At 35.3% G+C, this 26,263-nt stretch carries 21 protein-coding genes; 8 read left to right on the top strand and 13 right to left on the bottom strand.

Going from position 1 to position 26,263, the window contains the following annotated elements; translation table 11 throughout:
* Positions 1–116: 116 nt before the first annotated feature.
* From EG344_RS21625 to EG344_RS21615, 3 genes are all read right to left on the bottom strand, one after another.
* Positions 117–1,115: a phosphotransferase enzyme family protein gene (locus tag EG344_RS21625; RefSeq protein ID WP_123911365.1), complete on the bottom strand. Its 999-nt coding sequence runs from the start codon at positions 1,113–1,115 to the stop codon at positions 117–119.
* Between the two features lie 109 nt (positions 1,116–1,224).
* Entirely contained in the window at positions 1,225–2,256 is a 1,032-nt protein-coding gene (locus EG344_RS21620) for a threonine aldolase family protein (protein ID WP_123911364.1), read from the bottom strand.
* A gap of 123 nt (positions 2,257–2,379) precedes the next feature.
* The gene (locus EG344_RS21615; protein ID WP_164464486.1) at positions 2,380–5,397 is read right to left on the bottom strand and encodes a zinc-dependent metalloprotease; all 3,018 of its coding nucleotides are present in this window, start codon (positions 5,395–5,397) and stop codon (positions 2,380–2,382) included.
* Between the two features lie 232 nt (positions 5,398–5,629).
* Between EG344_RS21615 and EG344_RS21610 the strand changes: the two genes are divergently transcribed.
* On the top strand, positions 5,630–6,283 hold the full coding sequence (locus EG344_RS21610; RefSeq protein WP_123911362.1) for a metal-dependent transcriptional regulator: 654 nt from the start codon (positions 5,630–5,632) through the stop codon (positions 6,281–6,283).
* 388 nt (positions 6,284–6,671) lie between these two features.
* Positions 6,672–7,391 (top strand): IND family subclass B1 metallo-beta-lactamase, encoded by a 720-nt coding sequence (gene blaIND / locus EG344_RS21605; RefSeq protein ID WP_123911361.1) that lies wholly within the window; start codon positions 6,672–6,674, stop codon positions 7,389–7,391.
* Between the two features lie 68 nt (positions 7,392–7,459).
* Here the strand turns inward: blaIND and EG344_RS21600 are convergent, their stop codons facing one another.
* Genes EG344_RS21600 through EG344_RS21590 form a run of 3 tightly spaced genes read right to left on the bottom strand, consistent with a single transcriptional unit; the run spans position 7,460 to position 10,524 of the window.
* Entirely contained in the window at positions 7,460–8,599 is a 1,140-nt protein-coding gene (locus tag EG344_RS21600) for a hypothetical protein (RefSeq protein ID WP_123911360.1), read from the bottom strand.
* A gap of 26 nt (positions 8,600–8,625) precedes the next feature.
* Positions 8,626–9,528: a TssN family type VI secretion system protein gene (locus EG344_RS21595; protein ID WP_123911359.1), complete on the bottom strand. Its 903-nt coding sequence runs from the start codon at positions 9,526–9,528 to the stop codon at positions 8,626–8,628.
* Positions 9,529–9,582: 54 nt separating this feature from the next.
* Entirely contained in the window at positions 9,583–10,524 is a 942-nt protein-coding gene (locus tag EG344_RS21590; protein WP_123911358.1) for a type VI secretion system baseplate subunit TssG, read from the bottom strand.
* Positions 10,525–10,994: 470 nt separating this feature from the next.
* Between EG344_RS21590 and EG344_RS21585 the strand changes: the two genes are divergently transcribed.
* The 6 genes from EG344_RS21585 (at position 10,995) to EG344_RS21560 (ending at position 17,668) form a co-directional block, all read left to right on the top strand.
* Positions 10,995–11,786 carry a S1/P1 nuclease gene (locus tag EG344_RS21585; protein WP_123911357.1) on the top strand — a complete coding sequence of 264 codons (792 nt, stop codon included), beginning with the start codon at positions 10,995–10,997 and terminating at the stop codon, positions 11,784–11,786.
* Between the two features lie 379 nt (positions 11,787–12,165).
* Complete coding sequence (locus EG344_RS21580; RefSeq protein WP_002979276.1) at positions 12,166–13,032, top strand: RNA polymerase sigma factor RpoD/SigA; 867 nt, start codon at positions 12,166–12,168, stop codon at positions 13,030–13,032.
* Positions 13,033–13,188: 156 nt separating this feature from the next.
* Entirely contained in the window at positions 13,189–13,782 is a 594-nt protein-coding gene (locus tag EG344_RS21575; RefSeq protein WP_123911356.1) for a hypothetical protein, read from the top strand.
* Positions 13,783–13,790: 8 nt separating this feature from the next.
* Positions 13,791–14,291, top strand: coding sequence for a GNAT family N-acetyltransferase (locus EG344_RS21570; protein ID WP_123911355.1), 501 nt, complete (start codon positions 13,791–13,793; stop codon positions 14,289–14,291).
* Positions 14,292–14,419: 128 nt separating this feature from the next.
* On the top strand, positions 14,420–15,538 hold the full coding sequence (locus tag EG344_RS21565) for an FAD-dependent monooxygenase (RefSeq protein WP_123911354.1): 1,119 nt from the start codon (positions 14,420–14,422) through the stop codon (positions 15,536–15,538).
* A gap of 96 nt (positions 15,539–15,634) precedes the next feature.
* On the top strand, positions 15,635–17,668 hold the full coding sequence (locus EG344_RS21560; protein ID WP_228412797.1) for a S9 family peptidase: 2,034 nt from the start codon (positions 15,635–15,637) through the stop codon (positions 17,666–17,668).
* Between the two features lie 83 nt (positions 17,669–17,751).
* On the opposite strand, the gene EG344_RS21555 is transcribed toward EG344_RS21560, so the two are convergent.
* From EG344_RS21555 to kdsA, 7 genes are all read right to left on the bottom strand, one after another.
* Entirely contained in the window at positions 17,752–18,213 is a 462-nt protein-coding gene (locus EG344_RS21555; RefSeq protein ID WP_123911352.1) for a heme-binding domain-containing protein, read from the bottom strand.
* 4 nt (positions 18,214–18,217) lie between these two features.
* Complete coding sequence (locus EG344_RS21550) at positions 18,218–18,853, bottom strand: DUF3347 domain-containing protein (protein WP_123911351.1); 636 nt, start codon at positions 18,851–18,853, stop codon at positions 18,218–18,220.
* A gap of 38 nt (positions 18,854–18,891) precedes the next feature.
* Positions 18,892–21,588, bottom strand: coding sequence for a multicopper oxidase domain-containing protein (locus tag EG344_RS21545; RefSeq protein ID WP_164464485.1), 2,697 nt, complete (start codon positions 21,586–21,588; stop codon positions 18,892–18,894).
* 89 nt (positions 21,589–21,677) lie between these two features.
* On the bottom strand, positions 21,678–22,151 hold the full coding sequence (locus EG344_RS21540) for a DUF3347 domain-containing protein (protein ID WP_123911350.1): 474 nt from the start codon (positions 22,149–22,151) through the stop codon (positions 21,678–21,680).
* 116 nt (positions 22,152–22,267) lie between these two features.
* Complete coding sequence (locus EG344_RS21535; protein ID WP_228412796.1) at positions 22,268–22,648, bottom strand: HYC_CC_PP family protein; 381 nt, start codon at positions 22,646–22,648, stop codon at positions 22,268–22,270.
* 153 nt (positions 22,649–22,801) lie between these two features.
* Positions 22,802–25,042, bottom strand: coding sequence for a TonB-dependent receptor plug domain-containing protein (locus tag EG344_RS21530; RefSeq protein WP_123911349.1), 2,241 nt, complete (start codon positions 25,040–25,042; stop codon positions 22,802–22,804).
* Between the two features lie 43 nt (positions 25,043–25,085).
* On the bottom strand, positions 25,086–25,895 hold the full coding sequence (gene kdsA / locus EG344_RS21525) for a 3-deoxy-8-phosphooctulonate synthase (RefSeq protein ID WP_115971458.1): 810 nt from the start codon (positions 25,893–25,895) through the stop codon (positions 25,086–25,088).
* Positions 25,896–26,263 lie beyond the last annotated feature (368 nt).

Raw genomic sequence — 26,263 nt, 5'->3', positions numbered from 1 at the left:
CGAAATCTGTGCAATCTGCGAGAAACTTATACCATTATTAATCTAATAAGATCATTGAGATTATTCATTTCATTCCGTTCAGAATGACAAATTAAAATTCCAACAAAATAGAACCCCTAAGCTTCCTTCTCCCAATAATTTTCTACAATATTCCTAATGAACCCAACATATAATTTTAAATGGTCTGGCTGGCTAAATATAGAAAACTGATCATGAGTCGTATGAAAGCTCATATAAAAAAGCCAGAACCCAACTGCAAGATATGGTACCGAAGCCAGTTCCTCACGACTCACTGCACGATATTCCTTATATCCATCTAGAAAAATATGATAGGAGTTTTGCAATTCTTCATCAGTCATTCTTCTTGCAGATACATCCAGTACAAAATGTAACCAAAATGTCATGATATCATTAACGAGACAACCATATCCCATAAAATCAAAATCGAAAAAGGTAACTGTATCGTGATCAAAATGAAAATTTTTAGGCAAAAAATCAAAATGACAATATCCTTTTGAGAATTCTGAGGTATCAAAAGCCGCCCACTTACGTTCTAACTGAGCAGCGATCATCTGCAGCCATTCATAATCTTCAGGGTTCTCTGTAAAAAAAGGCTTTAACCTTTCCAAAGGTTTAAAAACAGTAGTTTGAAGGTCAAAATTCCATCGTTCATATTCTACTTTAAAATCAGAAGACACATTATGAAAGCGAGCCATTTCATTTCCCATCATACGAAGCTGATTGTCGTTCATAGCTCTAACAACTCTGCCTTTAGCATAAGAAAACAGTACAGCATACCTTTCTCCTTCTATAGCATTCAACTTTAAAATGGTCTGTCCGGAAAGATCAGCTATCGGATAAGAAACAGATACCTGCGCATCTTTCAATGCCTGTAACAACCTTACTTCCTCTTTGATATGATTCAAACTTCGATGGGAAGAACGATAAATACGAAGGATAAAGGATTCGTTTTCCGATTCTATCAGATAAGTATCTCCCACTCCTCGAACCAGAAGTTTACATCGAACATCTTTTACTCCATATTTTTCAGCAATAAGTACAGATAAAGCTGTTGGGCAAAGTGTTGAGTAGGTTGCAGAAAAAATAGAATTCATAGTATTTAATAGTTTTTTATGTATAGCTCAAATCCATATCTCACAGAAATGAGCTTAAATGTATTTTCAGGCTTCAAAACTCACATCTTCCTTCTTCCAGCCTCCTTTCCTATAACTCTTCTCTAATGATTTCAATAAAACTATTAACAGCCTCGTCTCCTGTACTCCATGAGGTAATCAGACGGATAGCAGAAAACTCTTCATCTATTTTTTTCCAGACATAGAATTCAAAGCTTTCTGATAAAATCTGGATAAGATCATTACTTATAATTGGGAAAATCTGATTGGTATAAGTATCTGAAAGAAACTCTACTCCTTTTTCCTGTAATGCATTTTTTATTTTCATTGCCTGTTGGTTGGCATGTTTAGCCAGGTCAAAATACAGGTCATCTTTCATCAGTTCCATAAATTGAATCCCCAATAACCTTCCTTTTGCCAATAACGCTCCTTTTTGCTTGATATTAAAAGCAAAATCTTCCTGAAGTGCAGGATTATTAATCACAATGGCCTCTCCTATCAAAGCTCCGTTTTTCGTTCCTCCCAGATAGAAAATATCCGTTAATTCCGCTACTTTTTCCAGCGTAAGATCACTGATTTCAGAAGTTAATCCGTGTCCCAGCCTTGCTCCATCCATAAACAGGTAAAGACGGTTTTGTTTACAGAATTCAGAAAGTTCTTCCAGCTCTTTAGCCTGATAAATCGTTCCAAGTTCTGTAGAATTGGAAATATAAATCATTTTGGGCATCACCTGATGCGGAACATTGCTGTGATTTTCCAACACCGGAATAATATCTGATGGTCTTAGTTTTCCATCTTCCGTTTCAATGCTTAAAATTTTGTGACCTGTGGCTTCAATAGCTCCCGTTTCGTTGTTCAAAATATGTCCTGTAGAGGCTGAAATAGCGCATTGATAAGGTTTTAAAACTGAAGAAATAACAATTAAGTTCGCCTGTGTACCTCCGGAAACCAGATAAACATCAGAATCGGTTTTATTGATTTTAGCCTTAATTAATTCCTTTGCTTTTAAAGAATATTCATCTTCTCCATACCCCGCTTGCTGATCAAGATTATATTGTAAAAGTGCCTGTAAAATGTTCGGGTGACATCCCTCAGAATAATCGTTTTTAAATGAAAATTTCATAGAGTAAAATTAAAAAATTGAAATAAAATGACCTTATGAAAAATGCAAAAATTAGCAATTGAAAATGATAACAACAAAAAAGGCTGCCTTTTCAGACAACCTCTTGTTTCAACATCTGTTTAACTATTCCTTAATAATTTTAGATTGGTGAATTAAAACTTTATTATTCAATAATTTAAGCATATATACTCCCGTTTTGAACCTTGAGAAATTGATCTGCGGATTGGTCATTATATTGCTTTCAATAAGCTTTCCAGATACATCATATATCTCATAATGAGTAATTTTCTCATCACTTCCCACATTAAGAATATCTTTTACCGGATTGGGTGCAATTCCGATTTGCTTTTTGATAGCCTCCTTGGTTACTAATGTAGATGTTATTTTCAGAATTATATTATTCTCACTCAGCTGATAACATATCCCAGCCTGATTAAGCTCTGCTATAGTTTTGTTCATCAGGCTACTTTCAATTCCTGTAAAAGAAACTCCATAAACAGTATAAGTTCCCAAAGGCAGTGTTGTAAAATTAGCCGTAGCACTCGTTCCCGCTATAGAATTTGTTACTGTATTGACAGCAATATAAGTATAATTTATTCCTGCCGGGCTGTCAATAATATTATAAAATTGCCCAACTCCATCAATACTTAAATCGGCACTTTGTCCAACTGGAACATTATATATGTTTTTAACAGTCATATAATACTCTACACCTTTTTCAAGATATGCACCAAGATATCCCAAAAATGAAAAGCTAGTTCCAGTACCTAAATATACTCCTGATGAAGAAATAAAATTAGCCGCTAAAACCTGATTCCCTTTATATATTGTTGGCACAAGAATTTTAGAATTAAGATCAGTCCAACTCAAAGCATAGTTTCCTGTTTCCGTTACTTTAAAACGAACAGGAAGCAAAGCTGTACTAGCTAAAACAGCATAGGGAGCCGTCATTGCCTGATTATAAATATAAAGAGGAAGCGAAATCATATTACCTGCTAAAAAGCTCAGTGATTTCGAATTGTAAGTTTGATTAGCTGGAGTCTGTGGCTCCAAATTTAAGTTAGCTTCAGGACTTCCCTGTATAGCGGTAAACTCTTTCTTACTTTCTACAATAACAGATGGGTAAACTTTACAGTCTGTATCAATAGTAAAATTGGTATCTGAGACATCAAAAAACTCCGCAAATTCATTAATAACAGCCGTAACCTTAATTCTTGCTCGATTTGTATAATTAACTGATGGTAAAACTACAGCAGCACTGCCATTATTAGGCACATCAGAAGCCAGTACATAAGGAAAAGTGACTCCACCATCAGTTGATAAAAGGATATTAACTGTGTTTTTTAAGACATCAGTCTGGTTTACGCTCCAGGTTACATTCATATTAGCACCGGTATTTGAAGTAATATTAGAATTAGGATAGGTAACTGATAGAGGCCCCTGATCTGTTACCGTTACCAAAACCTGATCAGAATCCACTCCGCCTGAAACTACGCTATTATCCCTCACCGTAAATCTCATTTTAATGATTCTTGGTACCAGAGATAACGCTTCAGCAGCATTTACTGGAGGTATATTCTGATTATCCAACACAAATCTCATTTTTGGAAAATATCTCTCAGTAGTTTTAGTACTCTGTTCAGACCTAAATAATGGAGCTGTTGTACTATTAACTGAAGGTAGACCAGACAATCCGTTTATTGCATTTCCAAATCCTCCTTTATCATAAACAGTAGCTATATCAACCTGATCCCAGGTATATGATAAATTCTGATCTTCTGCATCACTTCCTATACCTTTTAATTTAAACGGAGTATTCTTTGGAATACTGACAGCCGTATTTCCGGCACTTGCAAAAGGGGGGGTATTATCGATTATGACAGAATTATAACACGTTGAGTTAAATTTCAATGTATTTAATATCTGATCTAAACTTCTGGCATGGAAATAATCAAGATTGTTCCTTCCGGAATTAGTCTGATTCACCGGAACCGAACAATTAGTTCCATAGCCCATTATCGTAGACCCAGCTCCGGGTTCTACTGCAGAATTAAAACTCCATTGATCTGTACAGGCTTCACCATAGGAAGGATATCCTCCCATAGCATTAAAAGTGTGACCAGCTCCAAATTGATGCCCCATTTCATGAACAATCAAATTAACCATCATAGATTTTGGTGCAGTAACAACCCACTCGCTCCATGCTCTTGCTTTAATAGGAGCGTTACAAGGCTGGGGAGCAGCTTCCCCTCTTCCACCTCCTACTGTTCCGGGCATGATGTTGAAAGTATGCCCAATATCATAATCAGCATGAACTAATGTTCCATTTGTATTCATTGTAGTAAATCCCACCTGGGAATTTGTAGAAGACGCAAAATTGGGATCGATAGTAAAAGGATCTGTAGATCCATCTGTAAAAATCAAAGTTTTATTGAGTGTCTTTTCAATCAATTGAAAAGAAACAGACAGTTCTGATTCATAAATCTGGTTGATTAAATTTACCATAGCAACCACTTCCCCCAGAGCGGCATCCTGATTTCCGAAAGCTGTAGTAAATTCCCCTGTAGTAGCCACAGCCAATCTAAACACTCTCATAGTATTACCATAAGGGAAACCAGTTACAGACTTATCAGTATTTAATTTTTCAGCTACTGCACGGAGGTTTTCTTCAAATTCGCTTTTATGAGTCTTACAGGTAAAATTTTCACCAAACATCTCAAAAGAATTATAAATTCTATATTCTCCTGTATTAGTTTTATAAGGTTCTATAATGAAATAACCATCACCTGATTTAATCATAGCAGTCATTTTATTATCTGCCAATGTCAACTTTATTTTGGATTTCCGGTCTTTCGAATATCCATCAAAAGTGATAATATTATTCAGCCTTGTACTTAAGAGATTATTTTCGGATAAAATAAATTCCTGCCGGCTTCCATCAATGAGTGGCAAAGTAATAGACTGATTACTAACCTTTATCGTTTTCCTTCTACTCCCTTCTACACTTTTCTTAAAGCTCTCTACATTAAATTTAAAAGTAGTTCCGGGGAGACGGTCAGTGTTTAATCCATTTTTATCCAATATCTGTGCGTTCATTAGAAAAGAGGCACAAACTGAAAGGAATGTGATTTTTAGTTTCATGGTTGTTATTTTTTTTCTTAAATATATACATAAATCACCAACGAAATACATGGAATTTTTTAAATTCATTAAAAACTCCATCTGCTGAGTATCAATTGTCCTTATTATATATTTCTTAGTAATAAAAAGATATTTTAAGCTCTTTTAGAGTTTTGTAAACATATAATTCATCTTTGCAATGGCTAACTTTAATATTATTTTGTTAGATTTGTAGTGAAAATCATCTAACATTTTGAAAACAACCCTAACAGAAGAAAATTACCTGAAAGCTTTGTTTCATTTAGTTGACAATGAAGGAAAGGTGACGATTAACGAACTCAGCAAATTTTTAAATGTAAAAATGCCGAGCGTTAACAATATGATGAAAAAGTTTGCAGAAAAAAAATGGGTCATTTACGAGACCTATAAACCACTGATCGTTACTGCCAGCGGAAAACGTGAAGCAGCGTTAGTCGTTCGCAAACACAGACTTACTGAAATGTTTTTGGTAAAAAAAATGAATTTCGGCTGGGAAAACGTTCATGAAATTGCAGAACAGCTGGAACATGTCCATTCCCAGATCTTCTTTGATAAAATGGACGAAATTCTGGATTATCCTAAATTTGATCCCCACGGAGAACCCATTCCTGATAAAGATGGGAACATTATTGCTCAGGATCTTCAGAAACTAAGCAGCTGTGAAGAAGGAGAAACTGTTATTTTTGCTTCTGTTACCCTTTCAGATGATGCTTTTCTAACCTATTTAAATGACCGAAAACTTCTTCTTAATACCAAGGTAAAAGTTATTAAAATTGAAAGTTTTGATAAATCGATGACCCTGGAAATTGATGGTCAAAAAGAAATTCTCAGTAAAAAAGCCACAGAAAAAATATTGGTAAAGAAATAATCGCCATAAGGGCCGCTTCAACAATGAAGCAGCTTTTTTTTGCCACGAATACACGAATTTTTTATTGAAGTTCCCACATAGCATAGACCCATAGATGATAGTGTAAATGAAATTATTCGTGTATTCGTAATATTTTTCAATGGTATATAATTTTATCGGAGATAAAATCTTTGCGCCTTAGAAAATATGATATTAAAGAAAACTTGCGCCCTTGCGTTTTCCAACAATCCCCCTCAAGTAATAATCCCTCTTCCACAACTGTTAAAAAAAGGTTAAACTTCTTCCCTTAAAAAACTTCGAAGATTAATTTTACTACGTTTGCAAAATATTCCGTTGAGATTCATCTTTCTCATAAGTACCAAAATTTTAATTATTACCTTAAAAATTTATGAAAAAAAGCATTCAGTTTTTTATTGTTTCGATGTTGTTGAGCCCTTTTGCAGGTGCCCAGGTAAAAGATTTTGTAATCGAACCACCCATTAAAAAGAACTTATATATTTATAAAACATTTGGAGTATTCGGCGGTAAAGAATATTCTGCGAATTCAGTATATCTTGTTACTAAAAAAGGGGTTATTTTATTTGATGTTCCATGGGAAAAAGTACAATATCAAAGCCTGATGGATACCATCAAAAAACGTCATAACCTGCCTGTTATTGCTGTGTTTGCTACGCATTCCCATGATGACCGCGCCGGAGATTTGAGCTTTTTTAATAAGAAAGGAATTAAAACCTATGCCACTACTAAAACCAATGAGTTTCTGAAGAAAGATGGAAAAGCAACCTCTAGTGAAATCACCAAGATTGGAAAACCTTATCGTATTGGTGGGGAAGAATTTGTGGTAGATTTTCTTGGTGAAGGACATACTGCTGATAATGTAGTAATATGGTTTCCAAAATACAATGTACTGGATGGCGGATGCCTTGTAAAAAGTAACTCAGCTACTGATTTAGGGTATATTAAAGAAGCCAATGTAGAAGAATGGCCAAAGACCATGAAGAAACTGCAAACTAAATATTCAAAAGCTACACTTATTCTTCCCGGACATGACGAATGGAAAGGCGGTGGACATGTAGAACACACTTTGGACCTTTTGGAAAAGAAATAAACCGTTTTCTTATAATCAATAAAAAAATCCCGAATTTTCATTCGGGATTTTATATTTTATAACTAGTATTAGTCTAGTACACTCCAACCTCTTTTTGGGTTGGTGTTGGTAGAAACCTCCTGTTCGTTGACAATAATATTTTCTTTTCTCTGACCAATGTAATCCAGTTCGCTCAATTTAGAGAAAATAATTTCTAAACTTCTTAGCATCTGTTGGATATACAATAATGGCTCTCCACAATTATGGTGATCGTAATTTGTTTCTGCTACAATAGAAAGTTGGTTCAGTAAAGTATGAGGCGCAATTTCACTCCACTCTAAACTATAGTTCAGCATTTCTTCCAATTCGGCAGGAACCAGAAGTTGTGTAGAATTATATAAATGAAGGGCTAATCTTGCAAAAGATTCAATTAAAAATACCGGTGGCTGATAAGGTGTAATATTTCTGAATTGGAAATACATATCGCCAAAAGTAGTTACCATTGTATTACAAACAAACTTAACATTCTGAGCTAAGGCTGTATTCTGGTTCTTGTGAGAAGCTTTCTGAATGATTTTGAAAGCATATTGCTGCAGATTTCCAATAGATTTTGCAAAACTACTGTAATATTCTACCAAAGCCGGATGGCTCTGAACCGAAGTACAAGGTGGAATAAAATTAGAATCTACCTGGGCAATGTTTGCCTTTAAGTCTACTTTTCCGATAATCAGATAATTTCCTCCTGAATAGCTGCTGTTCAAAGACGTTACAGGAAGAAGCTCAATATGGTGATTCGGCTGTGCATTCGGATGACGTGGCGGAATTTCTTCAGGATCAATATCACCAAAAGGAACTTTATCAAACGGATTTACAGAAATCAAAATATAGTATTCTCCATCAGCCTGCTCTTCACTCATTGATTTTGCCAATGATTTTACACTGATTCTTCTGTCGCTTAATTCAATACGGTAACCTGCCATCGTAACAGCGCTGCATCTTTTGATTACCAACTGTACATCATTAGTAGCAGTATTATGAACATCAAAAATAGTACGGTCTGTATACTCAGTAGAAATAGGCAAAAGCCCATAGTTATATGTAGTAATCCCAATTGAATTGGAATCTCTGATGGTATCAATTAAGAAATTATCCTGATCATTTAGGTGTCTTTGGGAAACTTTCATCCCATCCACCCAGTTGATTGCAAAATGTTTAATAGGCTGTATCATGTTTAATACTTTTTAATTTTTTGTGTTTATGATTTTCTTGCGACTCCCTCCTCTTCATGTTGAATGACTCTCTTACAAATAACCACTTCATTTTCAGAAATGCTGTTTGTAGTAATGTCCTGGTCGAAATCTATATATTTTCTAAAGCTAAAAAACGATTTTTTAGTGTAGAAAATCCAATAATAAGGTTCTCTTACTTCATCTGAAAGGTGGATAATAGATCCTGGATTTTTATGGTTGTAATCATCTACCACTCTGTAAAACCAGTCTCCAAAAGTGATTCCAGTGGGAAGAGTCTTAGCTTTAATTCTGAATCGGTTTGAATCTTCAAGGTTTTTACTTAATTCAACATTCAAAACCATCAGGCGGTCAAAATCTGCCCCTTCAAAATCAGGAAGCTTTTGTTCCGGAGAATATCTCCAGGTTTTATAAATATCAAAAGGAATACTGATAAACTGAATATAGCAATAATAAAATACCATAGGAACTACAAAGATCAGCATACTTGTAGCCGCCATCACAGCATACCCCGTATCTTTACTCATCCAGTTGAATAATAGGGTAAACAAATAACCACCCAATACAATACACGTCAATGAAAGTATAGATTCAAACAAAATATTCATTGCCAGAGAATCAATATGTTTTTTGAAATATTTGTGTAATAAGTTAACGTGAATAATCCCAAAAATAAGGTAAATAACCTGTGCAATGAGATACCAGTATGGATTAAAAAGATTCCCGGCAAATCCAAAAAAACCTGGTAAAGCCAGACATAAACTGCACAGAAGAACATATATAATAATTACTTTAATTTTGATCGCAGGTTTGTTTCTCCTGATAATTCCCAGAATAAACATCATGATGATTGCGATTAAAGGCATTAAAATATACCTTAAAAAAATACCTTTTACTGAAGAAATTTCCATTTGTTTCTTTTCGAATTTATACTTTGTTGGTAGTTGTAAATATAATAAAATAATTTAGAGGAATGTAGAGTATCCAAGGCGGCTGGCATTTCTTTCATCATCCTCAAGACTGAACGAGTATTCCAGCTTTTCTGTAACAAAATTCTCTTCTATATCCACGGTTACAGGAAGAAAATAGTCATACAATGTCTCTAGAACCTTTCTGAACGGACTTCCCGGAATATATTTTTTCATTTCTTCATAAGGGATCGGGCCCATATTCACCACCCAGTTTCGTTGTCCGTCCATATGCCTTCCACTTGGAATATAGGTCACCCCCAATCTTGAATTCCCCAGCAACATTGAATCGTCATTTTTTTCTATTTCATCAATAACATTGGGAGAAAAGGTTACCTTAACCGGAACCTGAAGAAAAGCAGTCATACATCTTTCAAACCACCTTTTATCTCCACGGATCTGGTGGAAAAACGGCAGAATATGCATAAATATATAGGCACTTTGCTTATCCAGCATATCGATAAGCGGCCAAAGTTCACTTACCGTTTCCAGTAAAGCATCCGTATTGCTTGTAATATCAAATTCAGACTCTTTAAGAAGAGCACTGATCTCTGTAAAGAAAACTTCCAGCTCAAAAGGACGGAAAAATTTACGCGCGTCATCCTCTACTCTTTTCTGCTTTCTGATCTCTCTTACTACTGTATCTACGTTTTTTCTGGAAGCTCCGAGAGAAGGTGGGTGAAACAATCCTTCAGGAAGGTAATCATAAATTCCTTCCCTGTAACTTTCTATCGTAAAAACTTCCTCATCAAAACCTAGATAACTGCTCGAAATGCTTTTAATATCTTTAAGATAAGCACGATCGTTCACACCGACTCTTTCAATAAATATATTGCTTACCGTCCGATGGTATTTTAAAAGATTAACAGCTACAGCCTCTGCTTTAAAGTCTGTCTGCAGCTTATTATAGTTCATATCTACAATATTATTCTCATGCATAGTGTTTCCTGTGATTATGACTTGTAAAGATAATATATCTCATAAGTTTGAAAAAATATTTTGGCAATAATTTTATTCTAAAAATACTAATTTATTGACATTAAAAGGAATAATTTTCAGTAAATTCCGTAAAAATACGGTAATATGCAAATTTGTCTTGGGTTTAAAGTTCAAAGTTCAAATCTCATAATCAATGAGTTATAATTTCTGAATTCAAGGTTCGAGGGCTAAGCTTGAGGCTTTCCTATGAAATTCCAATTCCAATTCGTATCCTTAATTATTATACTTCGCACCCCGAATCCTGTCCCTAGCCTCATATTCACACCAAAGATTTGTCTCCAAACCTAACACAATTCCCGATTTTATTCAGATTAAGTTTTATTAACATCATTCTTTGAATAAATTCAGGATAATGTATGCTCATTCGGAAAGGTGGATGTATCTTTGCAGATTGAAAATTGTTATTTAAAATGAAAAGTATTTATTCTAAAATTCTGATTTTAGCATTCATTTCCTCTTCACTTTATTCTTATGCGTGGGGATTGACGGGGCACAGAGTAATTGCAGACATTGCGGAAAATCACCTTTCCAGAAAGGCTAAGAGAGAAATCAAAAAAATAATGGGCAAGGAACGTCTTGCGTACTGGGCTAACTGGCCGGATTTCATCAAATCTGATACTACGGGAGTTTGGAAGCAGGCTTCATCATGGCATTATGTAAACATTGATCCTCAAACTGATCTTAAGGCTTTTGACCAAAATCTAAAAATGCAGGCAGGACCAAGTCTTTACACTCAGGTAAATACCTTATCCAGCCAGATTAAAGATGAAAAAACGTCGGCAAAAGACAGAAAGATTGCTTTGATTTTCCTTATTCATATTATGGGAGACCTGGCTCAGCCGCTACACGTAGGAAGAGCAGAGGATCTGGGAGGAAATAAAATCAATGTTACTTATTTTGGAGATAAAACCAATTTACACTCTGTTTGGGATGGTAAATTAGTAGATTCTCAAAAATACAGCTACACAGAATATTCTAAACTTTTGGATATTAAATCTAAAGAAGAAGTTGCACAGATTCAATCTGGAACGCTGGAAGACTGGTTGTATGATTCTCACAAAATTGCCAACAAGATCTACGCACAGACTCCTGACGGATCAAAATTATCTTATGATTACCAATACAAATTCAATGATACTCTTGAAAGACAATTGTTATACGGAGGATTGAGATTGGCTAAAGTATTGAATGAGTTATTCTAATTGAAAATAAAATTCTTATAGATACAGATAAAAACGGGACTTCGGTTCCGTTTTTTTGGCTTAAAGTTCTAGATTTAAAGTTTGATGTTGTATGTTCTATGAAAATTATTGTTTTAAACCATCCCGTCAAAAAGCCTTTGAATTTTTGATACCTTCCAAAGGATAGGAATAATAGCAGCCATTCCCAATAAAAGATATAAGAAATTTACTTTTCTGTATTTCTCTTGCTTAGAAAATATTATTTCCGACTTTTAAATCCTGTCCTGGAGCCTTCTATTCACATTCAATTAAAATATTTAATAAAAAAGTAAAACTTGTGTAACCTTTTTATATTTCCATACGTACATTATATAGTAACTCTTTTTTGAGGATAAAATAAATGAGACAATTAAAAATCACTAAGCAGGTTACCAACAGGGAAACTGCTTCATTAGACAAGTATTTGCAGGAAATTGGTAAAGTGGAACTGATTACTGCGGACGAGGAAGTAGAATTGGCACAAAGAATACGTGCTGGCGACAGAGCCGCATTGGAGAAATTAATCAAAGCCAACCTTCGTTTCGTAGTTTCTGTATCTAAGCAATACCAAAACCAAGGTCTTTCCTTACCCGATTTGATTAATGAGGGTAACTTAGGATTAATGAAGGCGGCAAAAAGGTACGATGAAACTAGAGGTTTCAAATTTATCTCTTATGCAGTATGGTGGATCCGTCAATCAATTTTACAGGCGTTAGCTGAACAATCAAGAATTGTAAGACTTCCGTTGAACAAAATTGGTTCCATCAATAAAATTAATAAAGCATACGCTCACCTTGAGCAGGAAAATGAAAGACCCCCTTCTCCGGAAGAATTGGCTGAAGTTCTTGACATGAGTGAGGAAGATATCAAAGAATCTATGAAAAACTCCGGTAGACACCTGTCTATGGATGCACCTTTAGTAGAAGGTGAAGATTCTAATCTTTATGATGTATTACGTTCAGGAGAATCTCCAAGTCCTGATAAAGATTTAATGCTTGAATCTCTTCAGATTGAAATCGAAAGAGCATTGAATACTTTAACTCCAAGAGAGGCTGATTTGGTAAGATTATACTTTGGATTGAACGGAAAACACCCAATGACTTTAGAAGAAATTGGTGAAACTTTCGATCTTACAAGAGAGAGAGTTCGTCAGATCAAAGAAAAAGCAATTAAGAGACTAAAACACAATACCAGAAGTAAGATCCTTAAATCTTATTTAGGTAAATAATTTTAGCGCAAACAATTTTATAAGCGGAGTCTGTTTTCAGGCTCCGTTTTTTTTATTTTTGTAGATATAGCATTTGTAACAATTATTAAAACCCTATCAACTAATAGATAAGACATCAATTTCCACCAATACAATATAAACTTAACTAAAATCACAATGAAAAAAATACTTTTCGCAATAACATTGGCTTTATTTGTACTTTCCTGTAGAGAAAGTCAGCATCAAAATCCTCCCATTATAGAAAATGCTATTGATAATGCAGAATCTTCTGTATCAGGATCTTTTGAAAGCTATCGTAATGATAATCTTATTGATAAAACTTATTCTGAGCTTATTAAAAATGATAAAAACCTTAAAGCACTTGATGATAAAATACTGAAAGCGCAAAAAGAAAGTGCCGAGCTCTTAAAAACATATAATGAAATACTTGGCAAATCTGAAGCGTTTTACAAAGAAGCCGGATATTCAGCAAAATCTATTACAGATTCTTTGATCAAACAGCAAATTGAAAAAGAAATTCAAACCAGTGCAGATCAATATAGTGTAAAAACCAAGAATATTATTTCACTGATTGCACAAATTAATAAAAACAATATCAATCTGAACAACTTATATACTGCCTTTAAAATCAGAAAAACGCTTTCTGAAATTGAAAAGTATCAAAACGCCCATCCTTTAAAAACAGACAGTTTGGACGCTTTTATCAATAAACAGAACAAACTGTTGGAAGAATTAAAAAATATAAAATAATACCTTTTATGAAATATACTACGAAATGGCTTACTGATAAAACACGTGTTGAAGAACTCGTAGATTTTTTTATCACTCATAAAACCGATTCCTACATCTCTCACAGTGAAATCATGTATGGCAGGGCTTTGGATTCCGAACACTGGAACCCAGATCTTAGAACCGTCTTCACGGAACAGCTTATGAACGATTATGATTATGATGGGACTTCAAAACTGAATATTTTAATCGCTGAAAATGAAGAAGGGAAAATTGTGGGAATGTTGGTTTTCAATGTAATCAACAGTCCGTTTAAAAAATATGCTATTCTGGAAGATATGCTTTTGGATCAATCAGTAAGAGGGCAATCTCTCGGAAGCAGGCTTTTGGAGGAGGTGATTCAGGAGTCCAAAAACTGGAATATAAGTTTTATTATGCTGGAAAGTGGTGTTGATAATCATGGTGCCCATCATTTTTTCGGTAAGTATGGTTTCCAGAAAGTATCTGAAAGCTTTATGCTAACATTATAGACTTTTCAGAATACTATCTTATACAACTGACATAACTCTAAGCTATCTTATTATAATTCAGGTATTTTCAACAACGAATACATCAATTATTTTATTAGTGAATCCGGAACAAAAATCAAATCAATCTCATGAATACCATTTCAATCATCGGAGCCGGAATTGGCGGACTCACCTTAGGAAATGTTCTAAAACAAAATGGATACGATTTTACCATCTACGAATCTGCACCGGAAATAAAACCTGTAGGCGCTGGGATCATGATGGCTGTAAATGCCATGCAGATCTTTGACAAACTGGGTTTAAAAGAAAAAATTGAAAAAGCAGGAAACAAAATTCACAGAATCACATTATCAAACGAATCTATGAAGCCTTTTTCAAAAACGGAAATTCTTGAGCTTGAGAAACAATATAACTCTTGTAATGTTGCTATCCATCGGGCAGAGTTACAGCGAATTCTTGCCGAAAACCTGAATGAAAGATCTATTCAACTGAATTATTCCCTACAAAAAATTGAAAAAAAGGAAAATTACATCTTGGATTTTGAGAATGGAAATCAGATAGAAAGCACTATTGTTTTTGGGGCTGATGGTATAAAATCTTCTATCCGGGATCAGATCTTAAAAGCCGGTTCTATAAGAAGTTCCGGACAGAAATGCTGGCGGGGATTGGTAGATTTTGAATTACCTGAGCAATACCATCACGAAGCTTTTGAAATGTGGGGAAAAGGAAAGCGTTTCGGCTTTGTAAAGATCTCCGAGAAAAAAGTGTATTGGTATGCGTGTATCAATGAAAAAAGCTTTAGCAGATATTCAGAAATTGCATACATTTTTAGAGACTTTGATGATTTGGTGTTGAACCTCATAGAAGCTACAGCAAAAGAAAATATTATCTGTAACAGTATTTCGGACCTCACTCCTATCCCAAAATGGTATACTGAAAATTTATGTCTGATTGGAGATGCAGCTCATGCCACTACACCCAATATGGGGCAAGGGGCATGTCAGGCCATTGAAGACGCTTATGTTCTTGGCAGATTATTGGAAAAAAACAAAGACTTCAATGCTATTTTTGAAGAGTTTCAGAAAATCAGAAGAAAAAAAGTAGATTATATTGTGAATACAAGCCGTAGTATCGGAAAAATTTCTCAATGGGAGCATGGAAATTCATTGCGGAATTTCATGATGCGTTTAATTCCTGAAAGCATCAGCCAAAAGATGGCAAAGAAAATTATTGAATTGGATATATAAACCTAATCTTCACAATTTCAAATAAAAAGAATAAAAAACCATCATTTTCTATGGAAATAAATGACTAAATTAACCAATATCAAAAATCAAAAAAATATGAAAAAAATCTTTTATGTATTGCTCCTTGTCATGGGAATGACTACCGCACAGGCACAAGATGTCCCATTGCTGGACAGAGGATTATTCTTTGGGAATCCTGAAATTTCCGGCGGACAATTAAGCCCGGATGGAAAATGGATTTCATTTACGAAAGAATATGGAGGCATCATGAATATATGGGTAAAAAAAATTGACGAATCTTTTGAAAAAGCACGCCCATTAACAGACAGCAAGCGTCCATTAAATGGATATTTCTGGTCAGAAGACGGAAAATATATATTGTATGTAAAGGATAAAAACGGAGATGAGAACATGAATATTTTTGCGGTAGATCCAATGGCAAAGGCTACAAACGGAGTTCCTGAGTCAAGGAATCTGACCCCAATCAATGAAGTAAGAGCTCAGATCTATATGGTAAGCAGAAAAGATCCTGATCTATTGATGGTCGGATTGAATAATCGTGATAAAGCATGGCATGATCTATACTCATTAAAAATTTCTACCGGCGAGCTGAAAAAGGTCTTTGAAAATAAAGACCGTATTACAGGATACAATTTTGATTGGGATGAAAAGCTCAGAATTTTAAACAGGACGGATGATAAAGGGACTACCCAATTCCTTTACAAAGAGGGTGATAAACTGACTCCTATCTATGAAACATTGGTAACCGAAGAAGCTTATATTCCAAACTGGAACGAAGACAATTCTAAGTTTTACCTGGTAACCAACAATGGGGCTCTGGATAAATCAACATTATTTATGATGGATCCAAAAACCAAACAAACAACGAAAATAGAAAGTGATCCTAAAGAAAAAGTAGATTTCGGCGGACTGTTTATGGACAGAAATACCAGAAAAATGATTTCCACTTCTTATACCGGAGATAAAACTGATTATTACTGGAAGGATAAAACATGGGAAGCCAATTATAAATTTTTAAAAAGCAAATTTCCTGGAAGAGAGGTTGATTTCTCAAGCTCAACAAAAGATTATTCTAAGTTTTTAATCTCTGTTTGGGGTGATCAATATGTTTCTGAGTCTTATTTCTTCGACACCAAAACAAAAGAGTTAATTTTCCAATATACTCCAAGACCAGAACTGAAAAAAGTTGAAAAATATCTGGCTTCTATGACACCAATTCGCTATAAAAGCAGTGATGGACTTGAAATTCCGGCTTATTTTACTTTACCATCTGGATCTTCAGGTAAGAACGTACCTGTAGTAGTTCTAGTTCATGGAGGACCAAAGGGACCGAGAGACTATTGGGGATATAATTCAATAGTACAGTTTTTGGCGAACAGAGGATATGCTGTACTGCAGCCTAACTTCAGAGCAAGTGGCGGATATGGGAAAAAATTTCAAAATGCAGGAGATCTGCAATGGGGAAAATTGATGCAGGATGATATCACCTGGGGAGTAAAACATCTGATTGAAAAGGGAATCGCTGATAAGAATAAAGTTGTTATTATGGGGGGAAGCTACGGTGGTTATGCAACACTGGCAGGTCTGGCCTTTACTCCGGATGTCTATGCTGCGGGAGTGGACATTGTAGGACCAAGTAACTTATTTACTTTATTAGATTCTGTTCCCGCATATTGGGAAGCTGCCCGCGCATCTTTATATGGTATGGTAGGTAATCCTAATACTGAGGAAGGAAAAAAAATAATGCATGCAGCAAGTCCTTTATTCAGCGTAGATAAAATCAACAAGCCATTGCTGATTGTTCAGGGAGCTAATGACCCTAGGGTAAAACAGGCTGAAGCAGACCAGATCGTCATTGCCCTTCGCGATAAAGGGAAAAAAGTAAATTATATTTTAGCTGATGATGAAGGACACGGATTCAGAAAACCGGTTAACAGCATGGCGATGTATGCTGAAACAGAAAAGTTCCTTTCCGAAGTTATTGGCGGAAGATACCAGAAAGATATGCCTGAAAATGTAGCAAAACGTCTGAAAGAAATGACGGTTGATATTACAAAAGTGACCTACACTCCGGCAGCAAAAAATCAGGAAACAAAACCTAAAAAATAAACAGTAAGGTTTAATAAACAAAGCCATCTCTTCATTGAGATGGCTTTTTGTTTTCTACTCATAGATGTTCTGCCTTTATCCTTCTACCTGTCTTCTTTATGGATTGACTCTATCCAGTCAACAACTTCTTTGATCTTTTCATCAGAAAGTTTTGCATCATGATGGAGATAGAGGTATGAAGAAAGTGGCATTTTTCCTAGCTTTATCTGATTCTCAACAGCTTCTAGTTTATTAGATTGTTTCCTTTGGCTGTAAAGTCCCCATTCGCTAAAGTTCAGCTCCTTCTTTCCTTCTTTGATATGATTTTCAACAAAATAGCTGAATGGCTGAATGTATGCATAAGTGGGATAATTCGTTCCATTACTATGGCAATCGTAGCATGAAGTTCTCAAAATAGATTGTACTTTTCTAGGAATCTTATACACTTTTGAAATGTCAGATGAAGGCACCTGTCCATAATCAATATTACGAACAGGCTGAATCACCTGAATTATTAAAAAGATAAAGATAGACCCCAAAAATATTCTTTTAAAGAAGAGGCTCATCCGTCTATAAAACCTTTTTTACAGATCCACAGTTAAGCATTTTTGTCCCTTCATAAGGATTGACAATTTCTTTTGTCTCACTAATCCAGGTTCCTCCTTTTCCATTATTGTACATAGGGCAAAAATCCTGATATAATTTTATCCCCCCGGTTCCTACTTCTTCAATCAAATCTGTAATATCATTACTCAGGGAGAGCAAATGCTCTCTTTGATGTCCTATATCATCAGAGTTCTCCCCAATATGTTCTGCATTTTCTGAAGCACTTTCCAGAATATCTCGCAATTCTGAGTTGTTTTTTACATTGATCTTACTGATATCTATTTTCTTTAGTATAGAAAACAGGCTTTTAGCAGCATCAGAAGCTTTTTGAGAATTATCCTGAGCTAAAGCATTTTTTAAAGGAAGATATCCTTTGATCACTTGCTGTATAGGAAAAGCTGAAAGTTCAACGGTTTCCTTTTTATTTTCTGTCGAGTTTTCTTTTACTTCCTGGTTTTGATTTAAAGCTACAACAGAATCGGTTTTCTCGATGCTTTTGATTTCCGGCTCTGCTGCCTTATTTTCAGATACTTTATTTTCGGGTTTAGTACATGAATATAATGTAGCACCCACTAACAATACGGTTATTATATTTTTCATTGTTTCTAACTGATTTTATAAAATAATGTGATTAAAAATTAGTAGGTTAAGGTAACACCGGCACCCCAGCCCATTTCATTATCATAGTTTCCGGAAATAGATAGATATTTCTGAACAATATATCTTATTCCTGTTGAAAACTCTCCATCAGAATTGACACTGAAATTTCCTCTCAATCTTCTGGAAAGCGGAATATCCTCTCTGCTGAGTTCCAACAATACTTTTCCGTTCTGGTCTACACTTGCATCTGCAGTAATCAACATCGGTAAAACATATTGCATCCCGACCATAAATGAATATCTGTTTTTTGAAGCTTTCTGTTGGCCAAACCAGGTTTTCTTCCCATGAAAATCCATCCCCATATCTTCTGCCATCTGTCGTTCCATGATCTCATGGTTCTTCTGAGCTCTGAATCCTGCATAAGGAAGTGCCCATTGGAATTTCCCTAAGAATCTTCCCACTTTCACACTTCCATCAAAATGATCGAAGTTCCAGTTGGAGTGAAACTCATTCAGGTTCGCCCATCTTGGCCCGAACATCGTCATGGTTTCCGCATGAATTTTGTTGCTTGCCACATCCAGCATTGCCATAGAGCTTACCATTTTATTATCTTTTAAAAAGTTTTTCCAGGCGAGCTTTCTATTCGGAAGCTGTGGATTCGGTTTTGAATTTTCATAACTGAAGATTCTCCCCATCCCAGCCATCATATGGTATAGAATATGACAATGGAAAAACCAGTCTCCATCCTGATTGGCTGCAAATTCCAGAGTAACAGTTTCCATCGGCATAATATCTACTACATTTTTCAACGGAGAATACTCTCCTTTTGAGTTAATCAATCTGAAGTCGTGCCCGTGAAGGTGCATCGGGTGGCGCATCATGGAATTATTATATAACTTGATTCTTACAATCTCCCCTTTTTTTATCAGAATTTTATCTGTTTCCGTAACTGTTTTATTATCCAGCGTCCACAAATAATGGTTCATATTTCCTTCCAGGGTAAATTTCATTTCACGAATGCTGTCGGTAGGAAGAATTGTTTTTTCAGGAGATTTTAAAATATTATAAGATAACCTTTTAATGGTCTTTTCCTCTTTCATATCCATCCCTTCATGTTGAGAATGATCTTCTTTCTTGTCTTCTTCCTTTGTTTTCACTCCCATCATTTCATTAATATGTTTCGCCGTTGTTTTTCTTTGACTTTCAGGAATTTCCGGATACATCACTTCATTCATATCCATCATTTGATTTCCCATCGTCATGGTCATTGGCTTCATATTTCCGCTCATTTCCATCATCCCGTTCATCATTTTCATCCCTTCAAAGAGCATTAATCTTGGCAAATTAGGTGCATCTACTTTTTCTCCGGAACCCAGCCATAGTGAAGCATGTCCTATCCTATCTTCTGAAGTCGCACGAAACTCAAAGTTTTTATTTTCAGGAATGGTTACTTCAATATCATAGGTTTCTGAGACCCCTACAATCAATCGGTCAATCTCTACCGGAACCACATCATTTCCGTCATTTCCTACTACTTTTATTTTTCCGCCGCCATAATTCAGCCAGAAATAAGTGGATGAACCGCCATTGGCTACTCTTAGTCTTACTTTATCTCCTGCTTTCAGGTTAGAATAATCAGAACTTGGAGCTCCATTGATTAGGAATTTATCATAATAGACATCACTTACATCCATGGCTTCCATTCTTTTCCATTCATTCAGGGCTTTTGTCCCGAAGTTTCCGGATTTGATGGCTTCCCAATAACTCTGAACTGCATTTTTCTTCACCGCATACCAATCCGTATTGGCCATATGAAGTCGACGAGCAATCTGCATGGGATCATCATCACTCCAATCTCCTAACAGAACAGGAATTTCAGCATTATACTCTGTTTTCGGCTCTCCTTCTCTCTTTTTAAAGACAAGAATTCCGTTCATTCCTATCTGTTCCTGTAAAGCTTCATGTGAATGATACCAATAGGTACCGTTTTGGGAGATTTTAAATTTATATAAATGCGTCTCTCCAGGTTTTACAGGTTTTGTGGTAAGATATGGAACCCCATCCTGTTCATTAGGAAGAATGACTCCATGCCAGTGAAGTCCTGTATTTTCTTTAAGCATATTATGCAGGTAAATTTCTGCAGTATCCCCTTCTGTAAAATACAATGTAGGAGCCTGAAGTTTACCGTTAATCGCAATGGCCCGTCTGTTTTTCCCTGTAAAATTGACAATGGTATCTTTTACATACAGATCATAACGAACTTTCTTTCCACCAAAAGTAAGTTTTCCGTTTTCGGAATTTCTTTTTAGAACTGATTTTTCTACTTTAGGATCTTCAACCACATCATGTTGATGGTCTTCTTTCCTTTCCAGTTCCATACCGCATTTAGGACACTTTCCCGGCTTATCCGAAATCACTTCAGGATGCATTGGACAAGCATAAATGGTTTGAGATATAGACTTTAATGAAGATGAAACTTGGGATTGATTAACTTTTACTTCTTCTGGTTTTGCTTTCGTTTCTACTTTAGGCACAGATTTCACTACTGGCTTTGTCACAACTTTGGGCTGTATTACCATCGTTTTCTTTACCAACGTCATTTTACACTTCGGGCAGTCTCCAGGTTTTGAAGAGACTACTTCGGGATGCATAGGACAGGTATAGGATGTCTTTGTGGTTTGTGCGAACGTAAAAACAGAGAACAAAAGCACCAGAAACATTATTAGTTTTTTCATAATATTCCGAACTTTTTAGAAGTTGCAGGACTTAAAGTTAAGAATTACCTAAACCCCACAACTTATTGTTTTAAATATTAATACAATATTTATTTAATTTCTGACTTTACACTTCCGCATGAAAGCATAGATTTTCCGTAGTATGGATTCATGATCTGTTTTTCATCACTTAACCAACTACCATCAGCCATTGGGCAATATTGTACATAAACCGGTTTTTCGGATAGCTTAAACTCTTTGGTAAGAGCAATCATATTATCTGAAAGGTTAAAGAAGGTCTCTCTTTGAGCAGCAACATTTCTTGCTTCTGAAATGACAGAAGCATCTTTTCTAAGAATATTAAGATTTCCTTCAGAAACTAACTTATAGTCAATGGCAGAAGCCGTTTTAATAAATTCTGTAGCAGCTTTTGAAGTTTTATCTGCATCATCTGAAGCCAAAGCAGATTTGATTGCAATATAATTCTGATAAAGTTTTGAAACCTGAGCATCTTTTTTAGATTGCGCTGATAATGAAATAATTGAGAATAAAGATAAAGCTGCTGTAATGATATACTTTTTCATTGTTTTAAATTTTAGAATTAATTTTTTAAATAAAGAATAAGGGTAACGCACAGGAAATGCGTCAAGACATGTCGTCTGAATCCATGTTATATAACATCGAAAACGACGGACGGATTCTAAATTCTAAAATTACAATGATTGATATAGATAGGTACCGGTGTATATTCCGGTGGTCCGTTGATCTGGATTTGTGTAAATTTAGTGGCAGAGAAAGACTTGTCTACAAAAACAAAATGATGGGTTACAGGAATTTCTGAAACCTGTCCCAAAAAATCAACGTTTAGCAAATCAGACTTCTGAGAATAATCAACTTTTACAACTTTGATTTCTGTCTTGCAGCATCCCTTTTTATCCTTGACTCCACATTTACCACAAATATCATCAACTTTCTGGCTCACAGAAACAAATTCCTTCATACAATAATGAACACTAAATGCTGCTCCGGAAGAGAATCCGAAGTAGAAAATAGAGAATAGTATGGCTAGAATCTTTTTCATTATTGAGACAAAGTTAGAAATATATGTTAAACCATTGTTATAAAATTTTGTAATCTTGTTATAAAATTCAGGCAAATAAAAAATCCTCTGAAAAATAATTCAGAGGATTTTTGCTTTATATTCTCTCGCAGATCATGCAGATTGAACAGATTTTTATAGTTTGAATTCCAGCTTCACGTTGAAGAAACGTCCTGTAAGGCGCACTGGAACCGGATACATATAATTGGTATTATAATCTGTGATCCATTGATTAGCAACGGTATTATTGATATTAAATGCGTTGAAAACCTGCACTCCTAAAGATAATTCCTGGAAATTACCCCAGAAACCTGATTTTTTATTTTTATCCTTTGGATCAATAAATACTTTTGTCAATCCAATATCCACTCTTTTGTAAGCTGGTAACGTTTTCTGATAACTGTATGCTGAGTTGAAATCCGGCTGCCCGTTATCATTAAACATGACCGGAGATCCAGTTGGTAATCCCATTGCATAGACCAAGGTAAGGTTTACCCTCATGGATGGGAACTGCGGCATATAATCCTGATAGAACATCGCTACTCTGAATCTTTGATCTGTAGGTCTTGGGATATCTCCTCTACCATCAATATTTTCATATACTCTGGCATAACTTGCAGATAGCCAAGAATCTACTCCCGGAACAAATTCCCCGAATAATCTGGTATCAATTCCATAAGCATACCCTTTCGCATTATTTTGTCCGGAGTAACGGATTCTCACATTATCCATATAATACGGAATCAAATTATCCATTTTCTTGTAATAAAGCTCCGTTGTCAATTTAAACGGTCTGTCATACATATAGAATTCATAATCATTGGAAAGGATTGCCTGAATAGATCTTTGTGACTTGATATTCGAGTTGAAATTTCCGTCAAGATCTTTAATCTCTTTATAAAATGGAGATTGGTAATAGATACCTCCGGAAAGTTTAAATAACATATCGGTATCCCAATCTGGTTTTATCGCGAACTGAACTCTTGGAGAGAATATAGTCTCTTTGTTGAAACTCCAGTTAGATACTCTTACACCAGCATTCAAGAATACTTTGCTTGCTCCCCAATAGAATTTTTGGGAATACTGAGCATAAGCAGATAATCTTGTGGGTTCAATATTATTTTTCCCGGCAATATAATAGAACATTCTCAGATCTCCTGTTGTAGTTCCTGCTCTTGGATCAATCACTTCCGGCCTTGGTAAGCTGTATCCTGCAGAATCTACCAACTTCCATTCATTGGTAAGATCTTTAAGGTTTTCTTTTTCGTATTTAAATCCAACCTCAATGTCTGTATTGACATTAGGAGAAAACTTCGCTCTGAACTGTGTTCCGTAAGTTCTTACAAATAGATCATTTCTGGCATGCTCTGTCTGACCTCCCACATCATAACTGGAAACAGGTTCTTTTGTGATCGGATCAAATGTCTGCAAATCATATTCTGAGCGGATGGTGTAATATTCTCTTTCTCTGTTCTGATAAGCAAACGCATCCAATGTAAGTTTCCACCTATCTGCCGGCTTATAGTTCATAGAAAATGTACCCATCATATTTTTATACTGGTCATTTTCTTTACCTCCATATCCTATATTTACAGTGATAGGCTGCTGAAGGCTTCCAAAAGTCACACTTTTCGCCTTAGGAATCATCTCATAATCATTCTTAGAATAATATCCGATAAATGACATGGAAAACTTATCGTTAACATGATAATTCAGATAAGACTGAAAATCCCAATACGTAGGATTAAAATCTGTATCTTCTTTTAAGGTATTAAGAACGAGATTGGTATTTCTGTATCTTCCTGAAAATAATGCCGTAAACTTCTTATTCTTAGAAGCCAAACCGGTTGTTAACCTACCTCCAATTAAACTGGCTTCACCGGAAACCTCAAATTTTTCAGGTTCACGGTAATAGATATTTAAAGCAGAAGACATTTTATCACCATATTTAGCTTCAAATCCTCCTGCAGAAAAGTTCACTGTTGAAACCATATCCGGATTGATGATACTCATCCCTTCCTGCTGAGAATTTCTGATCAGGAAAGGTCTGTAGATTTCAATATCATTGATGTAGATAAGGTTTTCGTCATAGTTTCCACCACGTACCATATATTGGGAAGATAGCTCAGTATTGGAGTTTACGGAAGGCAGGGTTTTAATCAGTCCTTCTATTCCACCACTGATAGAAGCTACTGCTTTCGCTTCTTTTACAGAAATTCTTACATTGGTAAGGTCATTGGTTTTTCCTGTTGTTTTTTTCTGGAACACAACTTCCTCTATATCGGTCACTCTAGTGGTCGCCGTATCCTTTTTTCTTTGTTGAGAGAAAATCAGAATAGGGACCATAAGGCTTAGCGGTAAAACTAGTTTTTTCAAAAGAAATATTTTAGAATTTCTAAAATTAATGTTTTTTTAACAATTACAAAATCGATTCTCTAATTCTTGTTAATTTTTGTAACAAATCTTCTAATAAATCTAGTCTTAACATGTTGGCACCATCAGACAATGCGGTTTCCGGAGTTGGGTGAGTTTCAATGAAAATTCCGTCTGCTCCTACTGCAATTCCAGCTTTGGCAACGGTTTCAATAAGATCTGGTCTTCCTCCTGTTACTCCAGAGCTTTGGTTAGGCTGCTGTAATGAATGCGTAACATCCAGAATCACAGGCGCATATTCTCTCATGGTAGGAATTCCTCTGTAATCTACGATCAAATCTGTATATCCGAAAGAATTTCCTCTTTCAATGATGGCTACTTTCTGGTTATCAGAATCTGTAATTTTCTGAACCGCAAACTTCATGGATTCCGGAGAAAGGAACTGTCCCTTTTTCAAAGACACACATTTTCCTGTTTTTGCTGCTGCCACTAATAGGTCTGTCTGACGTACCAGAAATGCAGGAATCTGAAGCACATCTACATATTGCGCAGCTAATGCTGCATGCTCATTTTCATGAATATCTGTAGTCGTAGGAATATTGAATGTTTCTCCTACTTTTTTAAGGATTTCAAGAGATTTTTCTTCTCCGATGGTTGTAAAAGAGTCCACACGGCTTCTGTTCGCCTTTTTGAAACTCCCTTTAAAAATATAAGGAATATTATACTTGTCTGTAATATTGATTACTTTTTCAGCAATTCTCAATGCCATATCTTCTCCTTCAATAATACAAGGTCCGGCAATAAGGAAAAAGTTCTTTGAATCTTTGTGCTGAATATTATCTAAATACTGAATCATTTTGTTGTAATTAAAAAGTTCAGTAAAAATACTGAGAAAGTTTCAGAAATGGAAATTTTTAAGGTTTAAGGTTTAAGGTTTAAGGTTTAAGGTTTAAGGTTTAAGGTTTAAGGTTTAAGGTTTAAGGAAAGGTAATGCCTCTATTCCAGCAATCGCTATTTTATGGGTTAAGCTTTGATTAAAGTTTCCGGATTTTTATTTCCCGCAGATTTCACGGATTTACGCAGATGTTTGTGAATATTTATATAAATATTAGTGGTATTAGTGTTCTATAAATAAAAGCAGTTGAACGATCTGTTAAAGAATATGCAGCATATCATTTTATCGAAGATAAAATCCTTACGCCTTAAAAACAGTATATATTTAAA

This window comes from Chryseobacterium sp. G0162, assembly GCF_003815715.1.
Lineage (GTDB): Bacteria > Bacteroidota > Bacteroidia > Flavobacteriales > Weeksellaceae > Chryseobacterium.
The sequence above is the reverse complement of the archived record's forward strand: the minus strand, read 5'-3'. Positions and strand labels throughout refer to the sequence as shown.

What these genes read in the sequence shown, in the direction of transcription:
- EG344_RS21625 (WP_123911365.1), bottom strand. Translation starts at nt 1,115, where the DNA reads ATGAATTCTATTTTTTCTGCAACCTACTCAACACTTTGCCCAACAGCT.
- EG344_RS21620 (WP_123911364.1), bottom strand. Translation starts at nt 2,256, where the DNA reads ATGAAATTTTCATTTAAAAACGATTATTCTGAGGGATGTCACCCGAAC.
- EG344_RS21615 (WP_164464486.1), bottom strand. Translation starts at nt 5,397, where the DNA reads ATGAAACTAAAAATCACATTCCTTTCAGTTTGTGCCTCTTTTCTAATG.
- blaIND (WP_123911361.1), top strand. Translation starts at nt 6,672, where the DNA reads ATGAAAAAAAGCATTCAGTTTTTTATTGTTTCGATGTTGTTGAGCCCT.
- EG344_RS21600 (WP_123911360.1), bottom strand. Translation starts at nt 8,599, where the DNA reads ATGATACAGCCTATTAAACATTTTGCAATCAACTGGGTGGATGGGATG.
- EG344_RS21595 (WP_123911359.1), bottom strand. Translation starts at nt 9,528, where the DNA reads ATGGAAATTTCTTCAGTAAAAGGTATTTTTTTAAGGTATATTTTAATG.
- EG344_RS21590 (WP_123911358.1), bottom strand. Translation starts at nt 10,524, where the DNA reads ATGCATGAGAATAATATTGTAGATATGAACTATAATAAGCTGCAGACA.
- EG344_RS21585 (WP_123911357.1), top strand. Translation starts at nt 10,995, where the DNA reads ATGAAAAGTATTTATTCTAAAATTCTGATTTTAGCATTCATTTCCTCT.
- EG344_RS21580 (WP_002979276.1), top strand. Translation starts at nt 12,166, where the DNA reads ATGAGACAATTAAAAATCACTAAGCAGGTTACCAACAGGGAAACTGCT.
- EG344_RS21575 (WP_123911356.1), top strand. Translation starts at nt 13,189, where the DNA reads ATGAAAAAAATACTTTTCGCAATAACATTGGCTTTATTTGTACTTTCC.
- EG344_RS21570 (WP_123911355.1), top strand. Translation starts at nt 13,791, where the DNA reads ATGAAATATACTACGAAATGGCTTACTGATAAAACACGTGTTGAAGAA.
- EG344_RS21565 (WP_123911354.1), top strand. Translation starts at nt 14,420, where the DNA reads ATGAATACCATTTCAATCATCGGAGCCGGAATTGGCGGACTCACCTTA.
- EG344_RS21560 (WP_228412797.1), top strand. Translation starts at nt 15,635, where the DNA reads ATGAAAAAAATCTTTTATGTATTGCTCCTTGTCATGGGAATGACTACC.
- EG344_RS21555 (WP_123911352.1), bottom strand. Translation starts at nt 18,213, where the DNA reads ATGAGCCTCTTCTTTAAAAGAATATTTTTGGGGTCTATCTTTATCTTT.
- EG344_RS21550 (WP_123911351.1), bottom strand. Translation starts at nt 18,853, where the DNA reads ATGAAAAATATAATAACCGTATTGTTAGTGGGTGCTACATTATATTCA.
- EG344_RS21545 (WP_164464485.1), bottom strand. Translation starts at nt 21,588, where the DNA reads ATGAAAAAACTAATAATGTTTCTGGTGCTTTTGTTCTCTGTTTTTACG.
- EG344_RS21540 (WP_123911350.1), bottom strand. Translation starts at nt 22,151, where the DNA reads ATGAAAAAGTATATCATTACAGCAGCTTTATCTTTATTCTCAATTATT.
- EG344_RS21535 (WP_228412796.1), bottom strand. Translation starts at nt 22,648, where the DNA reads ATGAAAAAGATTCTAGCCATACTATTCTCTATTTTCTACTTCGGATTC.
- kdsA (WP_115971458.1), bottom strand. Translation starts at nt 25,895, where the DNA reads ATGATTCAGTATTTAGATAATATTCAGCACAAAGATTCAAAGAACTTT.